Source organism: Streptomyces sp. NPDC033966 (assembly GCF_055575955.1).
Genome location: NZ_JBVIRQ010000014.1, coordinates 1 through 14,151, shown reverse-complemented (window position 1 = coordinate 14,151; position 14,151 = coordinate 1). Strand labels below are relative to the sequence as shown.

At 73.6% G+C, this 14,151-nt stretch carries 9 protein-coding genes, 1 tRNA gene and 1 pseudogene; 2 read left to right on the top strand and 9 right to left on the bottom strand.

Annotation, left to right across the window (positions count from 1 at the left end; translation table 11 throughout):
• Nucleotides 1-6: 6 nt before the first annotated feature.
• The 7 genes from ACZ518_RS31525 to ACZ518_RS31495 all read right to left on the bottom strand — a co-directional run bounded on the left by ACZ518_RS31525 (nt 7) and on the right by ACZ518_RS31495 (nt 9,470).
• The gene (locus ACZ518_RS31525) at nt 7-420 is read right to left on the bottom strand and encodes a PaaI family thioesterase (protein WP_469116444.1); all 414 of its coding nucleotides are present in this window, start codon (nt 418-420) and stop codon (nt 7-9) included.
• Between the two features lie 40 nt (nt 421-460).
• Nucleotides 461-2,485: an oxidoreductase gene (locus ACZ518_RS31520; RefSeq protein WP_469116443.1), complete on the bottom strand. Its 2,025-nt coding sequence runs from the start codon at nt 2,483-2,485 to the stop codon at nt 461-463.
• 183 nt (nt 2,486-2,668) lie between these two features.
• Nucleotides 2,669-3,034 (bottom strand): hypothetical protein, encoded by a 366-nt coding sequence (locus ACZ518_RS31515; protein ID WP_469116442.1) that lies wholly within the window; start codon nt 3,032-3,034, stop codon nt 2,669-2,671.
• Nucleotides 3,035-3,205: 171 nt separating this feature from the next.
• Nucleotides 3,206-6,229: an alpha-mannosidase gene (locus tag ACZ518_RS31510; RefSeq protein WP_469116441.1), complete on the bottom strand. Its 3,024-nt coding sequence runs from the start codon at nt 6,227-6,229 to the stop codon at nt 3,206-3,208.
• 96 nt (nt 6,230-6,325) lie between these two features.
• A complete protein-coding gene (locus tag ACZ518_RS31505) occupies nt 6,326-7,168 on the bottom strand; it encodes a carbohydrate ABC transporter permease (protein WP_469116440.1) in 843 nt (280 codons plus the stop codon).
• Nucleotides 7,165-8,139 (bottom strand): carbohydrate ABC transporter permease, encoded by a 975-nt coding sequence (locus tag ACZ518_RS31500; protein ID WP_469116439.1) that lies wholly within the window; start codon nt 8,137-8,139, stop codon nt 7,165-7,167. The genes ACZ518_RS31505 and ACZ518_RS31500 overlap by 4 nt, the downstream gene beginning before the upstream one ends.
• On the bottom strand, nt 8,136-9,470 hold the full coding sequence (locus tag ACZ518_RS31495; RefSeq protein ID WP_469116438.1) for an ABC transporter substrate-binding protein: 1,335 nt from the start codon (nt 9,468-9,470) through the stop codon (nt 8,136-8,138). Before ACZ518_RS31495 ends, ACZ518_RS31500 begins: the two co-directional genes overlap by 4 nt.
• A 213-nt stretch (nt 9,471-9,683) precedes the next feature.
• Between ACZ518_RS31495 and ACZ518_RS31490 the strand changes: the two genes are divergently transcribed.
• Nucleotides 9,684-9,758, top strand: a tRNA-Gly gene (locus ACZ518_RS31490).
• Nucleotides 9,758-12,115 (top strand): ATP-binding protein, encoded by a 2,358-nt coding sequence (locus ACZ518_RS31485; RefSeq protein ID WP_469116437.1) that lies wholly within the window; start codon nt 9,758-9,760, stop codon nt 12,113-12,115. Before ACZ518_RS31490 ends, ACZ518_RS31485 begins: the two co-directional genes overlap by 1 nt.
• A gap of 379 nt (nt 12,116-12,494) precedes the next feature.
• Here ACZ518_RS31485 and ACZ518_RS31480 read toward each other — a convergent pair whose 3' ends face one another.
• Together ACZ518_RS31480 and ACZ518_RS31475 are read right to left on the bottom strand one after the other, a co-directional pair.
• Nucleotides 12,495-13,901 carry an MFS transporter gene (locus ACZ518_RS31480; protein WP_469116436.1) on the bottom strand — a complete coding sequence of 469 codons (1,407 nt, stop codon included), beginning with the start codon at nt 13,899-13,901 and terminating at the stop codon, nt 12,495-12,497.
• A 14-nt stretch (nt 13,902-13,915) separates the two neighbouring features.
• Nucleotides 13,916-14,151: pseudogene (locus ACZ518_RS31475) on the bottom strand (NAD(P)H-binding protein); the annotation flags it as partial.

Here is a 14,151-nt window from a genome sequence, read left to right as displayed (position 1 = left end):
GCCGGGTCAGCCGAGCAGGGCGTAGACCGTGGAGGCCTTCGCCGCCGGCTCCGAGGCCCCTTCGGGGGTCATGGTGACGTCGGCGAAGGCCATGCGCTTGCCCAGCTTGGTGAGGCGTACGTCGATCAGCACGTCGGTGCCGGTCACCGGACGCTGGAAGCTCGTCGACTGCTGGACGGTGGTCATCGGGCCGTACGCCCCGCGCGCGGCGGAGACCGCGATGACGGTGGCGGTGTCGGCTGCGGCCATCAGGGCCTGGCCGGACAGGCCGCCCCCGTCGCGGGCCAGGGAGTCCGACCAGGGCAGCCGCAGGACGGCGTGCCGCTCGCCGGTCTCCTCGACGGTGAGGCCGAGGGCCAGCACCCAGGGGGCGAAGTTGTCGGTGAGGATCTTGTCCGCGTCTGCCGGTGTCAACGTCACCCGGTGATTGTGGCGGCCCGGAGCGGGCCGCCACAACTCCTCAGAGGGAGGACGCCAGTTCCGTGCCCTGGCGGATGGCGCGCTTGGCGTCGAGTTCGGCGGCGACGTCGGCGCCGCCGATCAGGTGCGCCTCGACGCCCTCGGCGCGCAGCGCCTCGTACAGGTCGCGGCGCGGCTCCTGGCCGGTGCACAGGACGACCGTGTCGGCGGGCACGAGGTGCGGTTCGCCGCCCACGGTGATGTGCAGGCCCTCGTCGTCGATCCGCTCGTACGTGGCACCGGCGACCGAGACGACCCCGCGGTGCTTGAGCTCCGCACGGTGGATCCAGCCGGTGGTGGTGCCGAGTCCGGCGCCGACCTTGGTGGTCTTGCGCTGGAGCAGGGTGACCTGCCGGGGGGCCGCCGGCCGCTCGGGGGCGGTGAGGCCGCCGGGGCCGGTGTACGCGGTGTCGACGCCCCAGTGCCGGAAGTAGACCTCGGGGTCCTGGGCGGCGCCCTCGCCGCTGTCGGTGAGGTACTCGGCGACGTCGAAGCCGATGCCGCCGGCGCCGAGGACGGCCACCCGCTGCCCGACGGGGGCGCCGTCGCGCAGTACGTCGAGGTAGCTGACGACGTTGTCCCGGTCCACGCCCTCGATGTCGGGGGTGCGGGGGGTGACGCCGGTGGCGACGACGACCTCGTCGTAGCCGCGCAGGGTGTCCACGTCGGCGCGGGTGCCGAGGCGGACGTCGACGTCGCGGGCGGTGAGCTGGGTGCCGAAGTAGCGGATGGTCTCCTCGAACTCCTCCTTGCCCGGGATGCGCCGGGCCACGTCGAGCTGGCCGCCGATGTGGCCGGAGGCCTCGAAGAGGGTGACGGCGTGGCCGCGTTCGGCGGCGGTGACCGCGCAGGCGAGGCCCGCCGGGCCGGCGCCGACGACGGCGACGCGCTTCTTCGTCCGGGTGGGGGAGAGCACGAGCTCGGTCTCGTGGCAGGCGCGCGGGTTGACCAGGCAGCTGGTGATCTTGCCGCTGAAGGTGTGGTCGAGGCAGGCCTGGTTGCAGCCGATGCAGGTGTTGATGGTCTCGGAGCGCCCGGCGGCGGCCTTGGCGACGAAGTCGGCGTCGGCGAGGAAGGGGCGGGCGAGGGAGACCAGGTCGGCGCGCCCGTCGGCGAGGATCTCCTCGGCCTTCTCGGGGGTGTTGATGCGGTTGCTGGTGACGAGCGGGACGCCGACCGCGCCCATCAGCCGCTTGGTGACCCAGGTGTAGGCGCCGCGCGGGACGGAGGTGGCGATGGTGGGGATGCGGGCCTCGTGCCAGCCGATGCCGGTGTTGATGATGGTGGCGCCGGCCGCCTCGATCTCCTTGGCGAGGTGGACGACCTCGTCGAGGGTGGAGCCGCCGGGGATCAGGTCCAGCATCGAGAGCCGGTAGATCAGGATGAAGTCGTCGCCGACGGCCGCGCGGGTGCGCCGGACGATCTCCAGCGGGAAGCGCACGCGGTTCTCGTACGCGCCGCCCCAGCGGTCGGTGCGCTTGTTGGTGGCGGCGGCGATGAACTCGTTGACCAGGTAGCCCTCGGAGCCCATGATCTCGACGCCGTCGTAGCCGGCGAGCTTGGCGAGGCGGGCCGCGCGGACGAAGTCCTCGATGGTGCCCTCGACCTCGGCGTCGGTGAGCTCGTTCGGGACGAAGGGGCTGATGGGGGCCTGGATCGCGCTGGGGGCGACGAGGTCCTTGTGGTAGGCGTAGCGGCCGAAGTGGAGGATCTGCATCGCGATCTTCCCGCCCTCGGCGTGCACCGCATCGGTGATCACCCGGTGCTCGGCGGCCTCCTCCTCGGTGGTGAGGCGGGAGCCGCCCTCGAAGGGGCGTCCGGCGTCGTTGGGCGATATGCCGCCGGTGACGATCAGGCCGGCGCCGCCGCGGGCGCGCTCGGCGTAGAAGGCGGCCAGGCGCTCGAAGCCGTGCGCGTGCTCTTCGAGGCCGGTGTGCATCGACCCCATGATCACGCGGTTCGGCAACGTGGTGAAGCCGAGGTCCAGGGGGCTCAGCAGGTGCGGGTACCGGCTCTGGGAACTCATGAGGGGGCGCCTCCTCGCGCGGGGGTGATGAACCTGTTCTAGCGAGGAGGGCCGGGTTTTGCAACTAAGTGCATAACCGGCTGCGCGCCCCCGGGGCCGGGAATCCCCGGCCCGGGGGCGCGCGCCCCCGGGGGTGTGGCGCAGTTCACGCCGCTGACGGGTGCCGGCTCCCGCCGGGACCCGTCAGTGGATGACCCTGAAGCTGCGCCAGGGCAGGCTGTGCGGGGCGGTCACGTTCGAGAGCTTGGTGGCCACGTAGACGCCCTCGGCGCCCTCGGCCCCTTCGGCCTCGGCCTTGCCGCAGTTCTCCGTCCGGTACAGGACGATGTCCACGAGGGTGTTGTTCTCGACGTGGGTGGCCCCCTTCGGGATGCGGATCTTGTGGCAGCCCTTGACCGGGGTGTTGGAGTAGCTCAGCTCGGCCGGTGAGTCGTGGCCGCGGAACGTGAGCATGCCCACGGTGCTCCGGCCCAGGCCGGAGCAGGCGGAGGCGGTCAGCAGCAGTGCCGCGACCCCCACGATGGTGCTGATCCGTCGGCTGTGGGACATGGGGCGGTCCTCGTCTGTGTGGTGGCGTTCCTCCCCACAGCCTTGCCCGGCGGAGCCCCGGTGGCCTGCGCTGCTCGGCCGACCGGATGAACGCGGCGGAGCCGGGCCGCCGGGCCGCCGGGCCGGCCCGGCCCGGCCCGGCCCTGATCCGTCAGACACCCCCTAGGGGGCTCACCCGCGCCGGAGGCGGACCGTGACGATCTGGAACGGCCGCAGGGTGAGGGCGACCCCGCCGTCGGGGGCGGGGGCGCCGACCGCCGAGCCCGGCAGCGGGCGCTCCAGGAGGTCGCTCTCGACCGCCTCCGTGACCGCGAACCCGGGCCTCAGCACGGCCCTCGCCCGGCCGCCCCGGGACTCGTACAGCCGGACGACCACGTCCCCGGAGCGGTCCTCCGCGAGCTTGACCGCCTCCACCACCACCGCGTCGTGGTCGACGGCCAGCAGCGGGGCCACCGGCCCCGCGCCCCGCAGGACCCGCTCGGGCAGGTTGAACGCGTGCCCCTCGCGCACCGCGTCCCCGATCCCGGCGCCGGGCGCGAGGGAGAAGCGCAGGCTGTGGCGTCCCTGGTCGGTCTCCGGGTCCGGGTAGCGGGGGGCGCGCAGCAGGGAGAGCCGGACGGTGGTGGTCTGGCCGCCGTCCGCCCGGATGTGCCGGGTGACGTCGTGCCCGTACGTGGAGTCGTTGAGCAGCGCCACGCCCCAGCCGGGCTCCTCCGCGTGGATCCAGCGGTGGGCGCAGATCTCGAACTTGGCGGCCTCCCAGGAGGTGTTGGTGTGGGTGGCCCGGTACACGTGCCCGAACTGCGTCTCGGAGGCGGTCCGTTCGGCCTTGACGTCGAGCGGGAAGGCGGCTTTGAGGAACTTCTCCGTCTCGTGCCAGTCCACGTCCGTGGCGATGTCCACCGTCTTGGCCCCGGCCCGCAGGGTGACGGCCTGGGTGACGGTGGAGGAGCCGAAGGAGCGGGTGACCGTGACGGTGCCGGAGTCCGGCTCCCGCCCGGTGACCTCCAGGGAGTCGAGGGCGGTGAGGTCGGTGACCTTGTTGCGGTAGAAGGCGTCGATGTCCCAGGCGTCCCACATGTTCGGGAAGTCGGGGTGGATCTGGAGCAGGTTCGCGGCACTGCCCGGGGCGAGCGCCTCGCGGCCCTCCTCCAGGTCGTACGCGGAGACGATCAGCCCCCGCCCGTCGATCTCCACCAGCAGCCGCCCGTTGGCCAGGACGTGCCCGCCGCCGTGCCGCTCCTCCACCGTGACCGGCTGCTCGGCCGCGCGCGCCCGGCCCGCGCCGCCGGCCGGGACGCCGCGGCGCTCGTGCGGGGCGCAGTTGAAGACCAGTTCCTCCTCGCCCGCGCCCGCGAGGGCGGTCTGTGCCGCGAGGGTGATCGCTTCCAGCTCCTCGCGCACCTTCTCGTAAGTGGCGCGGGCCTCGCGGTGCACCCAGGCGATGGAGGAGCCGGGCAGGATGTCGTGGAACTGGTGGAGCAGGACGGTCTTCCAGACGCGCTCCAGGTCCTCGTACGGGTAGCGGAAGCCCGGTACGCGGACGGCGGCCGTCGCCGCCCACAGTTCGGCCTCGCGCAGCAGCGACTCGCTGCGCCGGTTGCCCTGCTTGGTCCGGGCCTGCGAGGTGTAGGTGCCGCGGTGGAGCTCCAGGTAGAGCTCGCCGGCCCAGACGGGGGCGTCCTCGTACTCGGCGCGGGCCTTCTCGAAGAAGGCGTCGGGCCGCTCGATCTCCACGCGCGGGGAGCCTTCGAGGTCGCGCTGGCGCCGGGCCCTGGCCAGCATCTCGCGGGTGGGGCCGCCGCCGCCGTCGCCCCAGCCGAAGGGCACCAGGGAGCGCGTGCCCCGGCCCTTCTCCTGGTAGTTGCGGGCGGCGTGGGCCAGCTGGGCGCCGCCGAGGTCGCTGTTGTAGGTGTCGACGGGCGGGAAGTGCGTGAAGACGCGGGTGCCGTCGATGCCCTCCCACCAGAAGGTGTGGTGCGGGAACTTGTTGACCTGGGACCAGCAGATCTTCTGGGTCAGGAACCACTGCGCGCCGGAGAGCCTGACGAGCTGCGGCATCGCCGCGGTGTAGCCGAAGGAGTCGGGCAGCCAGACGTTGCGGGTCTCGATGCCGAACTCGTCCAGGAAGAACTTCTTACCGTAGAGGAACTGGCGGGCCATGGCCTCGCCGCCGACCATGTTGGTGTCGGACTCCACCCACATGCCTCCGACGGGTACGAACTGACCGTCGGCGATCTTCTTCTTGACCCGCTCGAAGAGTTCGGGCCGGTGGGTCTTGACCCAGTCGAGCTGCTGGGCCTGCGACATGGCGAAGACGAACTCCGGGTGCTCGTCCATCAGGGCGACCATGTTGGAGGTGGTGCGCGACACCTTGCGCACGGTCTCGCGCAACGGCCAGAGCCAGGCCGAGTCGATGTGGGAGTGGCCGACCGCGCTGATCCGGTGCGCGGAGGCGTTCGCCGGGGCGGCCAGCACCCCGGTCAGGCGTGCGCGGGCGGCGGCGGCCGTACCGGCGACGTCGCCGAGGTCGACCTCGTCGAGGGCGGAGTCCACGGCGCGCAGGATCTCGTAGCGCCGTGCGTCGTCCCCGCCGAGCTGGGCCATCAGTTCGGCGAGGACGTCGAGGTCCTGTACGAGTTCCCAGACCTCGGCCTCGAAGACGGTGAGGTCCATCCGGGCCAGCCGGTAGAGCGGCCGGTCCCCGCTGGTCAGCCGGTCCCCCTCGGAGGTGGGGGCGTGCTCGACCAGGACGGGGTTGGAGGCGGCCTCGACGTACCACTCGACCCGCTCGCCGCCCGCGGCGGCGTCGGCCACCCGCACCCAGTCGTTGTACGGGTTGAGGGCCTTGACCTCGGTGCCGTCGGCCCGGTGGACCAGTCCCTCGCACTGGAAGCCGGGCATCATCCGGTCGAAGCCGAGGTCGAGGACGGCTTCGACGGTACGGCCCGCCCAGCCGGCGGGCACTTCGCCGGTGACCTTGAACCAGGTGGTGCCCCAGGCCGGCCCCCAGGCGTCGCCGGCCGCGCAGGGCACGTACGGGGCGGCCAGCGCCTCGGCGACCGGGACGGGTTCGCCCGGGGCCTCCCAGCGCTCGACGGTGAGGGGGACGGGGCGGGAGTGGACGGCGGGCCGGATGCGCTCCTTGAGGACCCGGCGGAGGCGGTGTTCGGTGATGCTGCGGTCGTCGTGCACGAGGCGGCTCCAGGAGGTCGTCGGGGGACGTGGACGGGCGGCGGACGGGCGGCGGACGGGCGGCGGACGGGCGGGGGCCGGACGGGGGTGCGGTGGTCAGGTCTTGACTGCCCCCTCGCCCACTCCCTTGAAGAAGAAACGCTGGAGGAGGAGGAAGAGCAGCACCATCGGGACGAGGGCGGTCATCGCGCCCGCCGCGACGATCCGCTGATCGCTGGTCGTGGTGGCCCCGGCCAGGGTCTTCAGGCCGAGCTGGAGGGTGTAGTGGTCGCTGTCGGTGAGGACCAGCAGGGGCCACAGGAAGTCGTCCCAGGCGCCCATGAAGCTGGTGACGCAGACGACGGCCAGGGCGCCCCGGGCACCCGGGAGGAACACCCGGGTGAACCGGGACCACTCCCCCGCACCGTCCAGGACCGCGGCCTCCTCGATCTCCCGGGGGACGGCGAGGAACGCCGCCCGCATGATCATGATGTTGAGGACGGACACGGCGCCGGGCAGCCACACCCCGACGAGGGTGTCGACCAGGCCCATCTCGCGGACCGTGAGGAACATCGAGATCATCACGGACTCGAAGGGGAACATCAGGGTCGCCACGAGGACCGTGAAGACGGCCCTGCGGCCCTTCCAACCGGCCCGGGAGAGGGCGTAGCCGCCCATCGCCGCGAACAGCGTGTTGGAGGCGACCGCGAGCAGCGCCACCACCAGGGTGTTGCCCACGTACTGGGCGAGCGGGAAGGACTCCGCGACGCGCAGGTAGTTGTCGAAGGTGGGCCGCGAGGGCAGCAGCCCGTCGTACACGTTCTCGGTGCGGCCGCGGACCGAGGTCAGGAACTGCCAGACGATGGGCCCGAGCATCAGCACGAGCATGAGCACGAGCACGGCGTAGCGGACGGCCAGGCCGCTGCGGCGGCGCCCGCGGCCGGTCCCGGCGGCGCTCAACTCTCGTCCCCCTTCGACAGGCGGTGGCCCAGCAGGCTGAAGGCCAGGGTCAGCAGGAACAGCAGCAGGGAGATGGCGCAGGCGTAGCCGGTCTCCCCGGCGAAGCCGAGGCCGACCTGCCGGATGAGGAAGGGCAGGGTGCGGGCGCCGCCGCCGGGGCCGCCGCTCTCGCCGCCGAGGATGTAGATCTCGGTGAAGACGCGCAGCGCGGAGACCGCGGAGAGGGTGCCGACGAGCAGCATCATCGGCTTCACCTGGGGGATCGTGATGCTGAAGAAGCAGCGTACGGGGCCGGCGCCGTCGAGGGCGGCCGCCTCGTGGAGGGAGGCGGGGACGTTCCCGAGGGCGGCCAGGTAGAAGACCATGTAGTAGCCGAGGCCCTTCCACACGGTCACGAGCATGGCGGAGAACAGCAGCATGGTGCTGTCGGTGAGGAAGGGGATCGGCTCGGAGACGACGCCGAGCGCCTCGAAGACGGTGTTGACCAGTCCGTCGCTGCGCAGCACCCACTGCCAGATCAGGCCGACGACGACGGCCGAGGCGATCACCGGGGTGTAGAAGGCGCTGCGGAAGAGGCCGATGCCGGGGACCTTCGCCTGGACGAGGACGGCGAGGGCCAGCGGCAGCAGGACCAGGCAGGGGACGACGACCAGCAGGTACAGCACGCTGTTGCGGGTGGCGGTCCAGAAGTCGGGATCGGTGAGGGCGCGGGTGTAGTTGTCGGGGCCGACGAAGGAGCCGCCGCTCAGGATGCGGGCGTCGGTGAAGGACAGCACGACGGTGTTGAGGAACGGCCAGAGGCTGAACAGGGCCACCATCACCAGGCCCGGGGCGAGGAAGAGGTAGGGGGTCCACCATTTGCGGTGGACGAGGCCCGGGTCGGTCCCCATGCCGCGTTCCGCCCGGCGCCGGGCCTTCCCGTCGTGCCGGTCCCGCACCGGAGCGGCGGCCGCCGGGGCGGGAGCGGTCACTTGCGCGTCCCGGCGGCCAGCAGCCGGTTGGCCTCCTCCTGGGCCCTGCGCACCGCCGTCCGGGCGTCCTGCTCGCCCTGGATGGCCCTCTGCACCTCCCGCACCACCGCGTCGCCGACCTGGTTGGTCCACTGGACGGGGGTGTTGGCGTCGAGGCCGGCCGTCTTCAGCTGCTCCGCGCCGACGGCCCGGGCCAGGGTCTCGGCGTCCTTGCCGTCGCCCCGGTCGGCGAAGCGCGGGTCGGCCAGGCCCTTGGCGTTGGAGGGGTAGATGGTGGCGTTCTTCGAGAACTCCACCTGGTTGGGGCCGTTGGTGACCCACTTGGCGAACTCGGCCGCCGCGTCGGGGTGCTTGGTGTCCTTGCGGATGCCGAGGGACTGGGCGTAGATCCCTATGTGGCCGAGCGTGCCGGTGACGGCGCCCGCGACCGCGGTGCGTTCGTAGACCTGCGGGGCGTTCTGTTTGACGTCCCGGACGAAGCCCGGGGAGCCGGGGCCGAAGACGAGCCTGCCGGCGCCGTAGAGCTGGTTGATGTCGTCGGCCTTCAGGAGGGATTCCTTGGGCATGGCGCCCTTGGCGTAGAGGTCCTTCATCCGTTCGACCCAGGCGACGGCCCGGTCGGTGTCGAAGGTGAAGCGGTCCCGCGCGTCGTTGAGCAGGGGGACGCCCATCTTCTGCCAGTCGCCGGGCAGCCGGCCCTTGGGGTCGGCCATGAAGGCGGCGTACCGGCCGTCGGAGCGGGCGGCGATGCGCTCCGCGTAGTCGAAGAACTGCTCGACGGTGGTGGGCGGCCGGTCCGGGTCCAGGCCGGCCTCGACGAAGAGGTCCTTGTTGTAGGTGAGGATCTCGGGGGTCACGTACCAGGGGTAGGCGTACACGCCGTCGCCCTTGCCGGGCAGTTTGAACTGCTCCCAGGCTCCCGGTACGTACTCCGCGGCGACCGCCCCGTCGAGCCGGGCCACGTCGGCGAGCATGCCGCGGTCCCCGAGGAGCTGGAAGGAGTCGGTGGAGAGGTTGACCACGTCGGGCAGGGCCCCGGCCTGGGCGTCGGCGACGAGCTTCTCGTTGTAGCCGTCGCCGGGGACGTCCTCCCACTTCACCTTCACCTTCGGGTGCCCGGCCTCGAAGGAGTCGATGACGCCCTGGACGTAGGCGGTGAACTTCGGTTTGAGCTGGAGGGTGCGGAAGGTGATCTCACCGGACACCTCGCCGGTTCTGCGGGCCTCCTCGGCACCGGCGCCGCCTCCGCTCAGGCCGCATCCGGACGCGGTCAGGAGGCCGGCGGCCACCAGTGTGGCGATGGCCGTGCGGGTCAGGGGGGAACGAGTCATCGTCGCCGCCTTCGGGGGGAGGTTCCGGCTTCGCTGCCGGAGGGCGGTGCCCACGCTGACCGGACGGCGGGGGACCGTCAACGAGGCCCGCGCCCCGATGGCCTGAAGCGGTTTATCTCCCGCGTGCTCCGGGCGGGCGGCGGCCCGCCGTACGGGCCGCCGCAAAAACCTTTGCGCACCCGGCGGGCCGACGCCTAGGTTGACGGCCTACCACGACGTGTAGCTCAGCAGCAGAGCGCCGGGCTTCCTACCCGGAGGGCGCAGGGGCGGAACCTGCCACGTCGGCCATGAACGCGCACGCTGACAAGCAGCCTCCGAACCCGTCCCGGCCCGGCCCCGAGCCGGTGGCCGTGACCGTGTCGCCGTCGTACGCGGCGGAGCAGCTGGCCCGCGCCCTGCGGACCTCGCGGACCCACGCGGACACCGCCACCCGCGAACGCGCCGGATCCCGCGCCCGCAAGTGGCAGAGCGTCCTGTCCGGCATCGCGGACGGGTCCCTGGCCATCGGCTCCCGCACCCCCGTCGCCGCGCTGCCCGCCTGGGTCACCCCCGAGGTGGTCACCGGCGGCTTCGCCACCGGCAGCGCCTCGGCCGGCGGCCCGCTGCTGCCGTACGAGGAGGAGGCCGCCCGGCTGGCCGGCGTACCGGCGGACCGCGCGGAGCTCTTCGCGTACCTCCTCACCGAGGACGGCCTGGCTTACCTGTGGTCGCTGCTCGACAGCGGCCGCTACGAGGTGCACGTGCCCGAGGAGGCGGCCCTCGCGACGGTGGCGTGGCTGGTGCGCGCCGGGGACTTCGACTCCGCCGCGGAACTCGTCACGGTGCTGCGCCCCTTCGCCGGCCGGCTGCGCTTCTCCCCGCGCCCCGCCGACCGCCCCGCGGCCGGGGTGGACTCCGTGCACCGCCGTACCGTCGGCGAGGCCTCGGCGACGCTGGCCCGCCGCGGACCCGACACGGCCGTGGAGACCCAGCGCGAGGCGCTCGCCGTCTGGCGCCCCTTCGAGGACGAGCTGCTCGCGCACCGGCTCCTGGCCCACGGGCGCGTGCCCGGGCCGGACTGGCACGCCCAGGGCGCCGGACTGCTGGCGCGCTACCGGACGCTGGCCGCCGCGCACACCCTCTGCACGAAGCACCTGGACCCGAAGTCGAACGCCGCGATCCTGCGCCGGGCTCTGGAGGAGGAGGTCGCCGGCCGCGCGCCCGCGCCCCGCCTGGCCGGGCTGCTGCGGGTCGCCGTGACCTCGATGCTGGCCAAGCGCGGCGCGCCGGGCTCTCCCGGGCACGCCCGGCTCCGGGCGGTCCAGGCCCGCCAGGCCGCGCTGCCCTCGCACCACGCGCTGGCCGGCCTGGTACTGCGCCGGGTCTCCGGGCTCGACCAGCGCGCCGGGACCCCGGACACGGACACCCCGTTGGCTCCGGTGACCGCCGAGGAGGCCCGCGAGACGGGGCTGCCCGCCGGTGCCGAGGTGCCGGCGGCGGTCGGCGGCGCCCTCCGGGCGGCGCTGAGCGCCCCGCTGGAGGTGCTGGTGGAGCGCGGGGTGGTGCCGTCGGCGGAGGTGCTGGCCGAGCTGGTGCCGCAGCTGGTCGGAGCGGTCACCGCCGAGCGGTACGCGGACGGGCCGCTGCGGAACCTGATGGCGGCGACGTACCGCGCTTTCCGGGGCCGCCGCTCGCTGCTCCTGCTGAACCTGGAGTCGCAGGTACGGGTCGAGGAACTGCCCTGGCTGCGGGCGGTCTCCGGCCACCGGCGCGCCGACGGCGCGGACACCGGGCCGGCCGCGGAAGCGCTGCGCCGGCTCGGCGGGCTGGCGGTGCGCGCCTTCCCCGGCACGGTGCTGCCCAACCCGCTGGTGCGCGAGCTGGGCCAGCTGGCCCGGCAGGCGGAGCTGGGCGCGCCCTTCGTGGAGGAGCTCGCCGCCGACATCTTCATGGGCACCTTCGGCCCGAAGTTCCTCGTCGCCGCCCGGGTCGCCGGGGAGCTGCTGGAGGAGAGCCTGTACGCGCGCTACTACGGCATCGACTACGCGGGGCTGCGCCGGATGGCGGTGTCCCAGGCCGCCGAATCGGCGCGCAGCGGCCGACCGGCGCGCACCGCGCCCGAGTTCGCCGCGCTGTGCGCCGAGCGGGCGGGGAGTGACCGGGCCTGGTCCACGGCGGCGAACGGCAAGGTGATCGAGCAGGCCCAGATCCTCACCACGCACAACCTCGCCACCCTGGTCGGGCGGGCCGGGGTCACCGTGCCGGGCGGCTGGGCGCAGCCCGCCCGGGAATGCTTCGAGACCGTGTGCCGGCTGGTGGCCCGGGTGGAGGGCAACCCGCGCCCGCTGCCCGCGATCAAGGACGCGGCGTACGCGTGGCGGCAGATGCTGTTCCACCTCTCGCTGTGCGATCCGGCCGGGCGGGCGGCCGTACTGGCCTGGATCGACGCGGAGTCGGCGCTGCGCCCGGCGCACGTGCGGGCCCGGCTGGCCCCCGCGCTCGCGGGTCTGCGCCTGGTGGCCCGGGGCGGTTCCTTCGACGCGGACGGTACGGGCGAGGGCGGCCGGGCGCGCCGGCTGCTGGGCTGGAGCACGGACGGGCACTGGATGCGGGTGCCCGCGCCGGGCGGTGCGGGAGGGGGCCGGGGCTCCGCCTCCGCTCCCTGAGGCGGCCCGCCGGGGCCGGGAGCGGCCGCTCCGGCGCGGCTCGGCGCGCGGGGCGCCACTCACAGGGGTGAACTCCCCCTGTCCGTACGGGCAGGGGGCGGCTCGGCGCGCGTACGCCCGCACGGGGTCCCCCTAGGGAGTGTCGTCAAAACCCTGGACGCCGCCCAGGGCTCGCCCGCACTGCGCCGCGCCGCCGGAATCACCCTGGGCGTCCTGGCCTTCTTCGCGGTCAGCAACCTGGTGGCCTGCTTCTTCCTCCAGGGCGTCCACTGGCAGATGCCCGGTGACCCCACGAGCTACCAGTTCATCACCGACCTGTTCTGAGGAAGCCCCGAGCGGGGCGGCCCGGCTGCTGCCGGGCCGCCCCGCTCGTCCGTCGTCAGTGGTGCCGGGCGAGGGGCCCCGGGGGCAGCAGCCGGACCAGGCCGCAGCAGGCGAGGACGGCCGCCGCGACGACGGCCAGGCTGTGGAAGGCGGCGGTAGCGCTGCCGCCGGAGGTGTGGAAGTACACCGTGGTGATGGCGGCGGCGCCGATGCTGTTGGCGAGCTGGGTCACGGCGGACAGCGAACCGCTCGCGCTGCCGGACTCCTTCGGGTCGATGCCGCCGAGCGTGACCTCGTAGACGGTGCCGAAGCAGGTGCCGAGGCCGAGGCCGGTGACGAAGACCGGGAGGGCGAGCGTCCACGCGGTCGGGGCGGTGGCCAGGACCAGCGCGATCAGCGCCAGGGTGCCGGCCAGGGTGAGCAGCAGGCCGACGAGGACGAGGGCGCGGCCGAGGCGCTCCCTGAAGCGGTGCGCGGCGATCGAGGCGACGATGATGCCGCCGGCGATCGGGGCGAGACCGAGGGAGGCCCCGGTCGGGGTGCGGTGCAGCCCGTCCTGGAGGAAGAGGGACAGGACGAAGAGGAGGCCGGCGACCGCCGCGTAGAAGACGAGGCCGAGGAGCAGGCCGGAGGTGAAGGCGCGGCTGCGCAGCAGCGAGGGTTCTATGAGCGGGGCGGCGGCGCTGCGCTGGCGCAGGCAGAAGAGGGCGAAGGAGGCGACTCCGGCGGCGAGGCAGAGCAGGGGGACGGTCGTCCAGCCGTGGGCGGAGCCGTCGATCAGCCCGTAGATCAGTCCCAGCATCGTGGCGGCGAGCAGCGCGGAGCCGGGTCCGTCGACGGTGACCGTGCGGTCGCCGGTGTCGCGGGGCAGCAGGCGCAGGGCGAGGAGGATCGCGAGGCCGCCGAGGGCGATGTTGATCAGGAACATCGAGCGCCAGCCGAAGTGGTCGATCAGGACCCCGGCGAGGACCGGGCCGCTGATCGTCGCCAGGCCGAGGCAGGGGGCGAAGACCCTGAAGGCCTTGCCGATCTCCTCGCGGGGGAAGACGGCGCCGAGGATGCCGAAGCCCTGCGGGATCACCAGGGCGCCGAAGGCCCCCTGGAGGAGCCGGAATCCGATGAGGGAGGCGGGGCCGGTGGCCAGGCCGCAGGCGACGGAGGCGAGGGTGAAGCCGGTGAGGCCGGTCAGGAAGAGCCGGCGGCGTCCGTACTTGTCGCCGAGCCGGCCGCCGACCACCAGCAGGACGCCCATGGACAGGGCGTAGGCGGCGCCGAGCCACTGGACGAGGGCCTCCCCGCCGTTCAGGTCGGCGGCGATGGCCGGGGCGGCGATGTTGGTGATCGTCGCGTCGAGGAGGTCGAGGACCGCGGCGAAGAGGACGACGGCGAGGACGGCCCAGCGGCGGCGGTCGGTGGTGGGGGGCGTGGTGCGGGGAGGGGCGGGGGCTGAGGCCCTGGACATGGGATCCCTTGGGGTCAGTGGCCGGTGAAGGCGGCGGAGTTCTCGTGGGCCCACTGGCGGTAGGTGCGGGCGGGGCGGCCGAGGAGGGTTTCGGTGGTGTCGGCGACGGCGGCGGGGCCGTGGCAGGCGGCCTCCCACAGGTCGAGGAGCGAGGAGACCATGTGGGCGGGCATGTGGGCGCCCATCTGCTGCTCGGCCTCGGCGCGGGTGATCCGCTCGACGGGGATCTCACGGCCGATGGCGTCGGCGA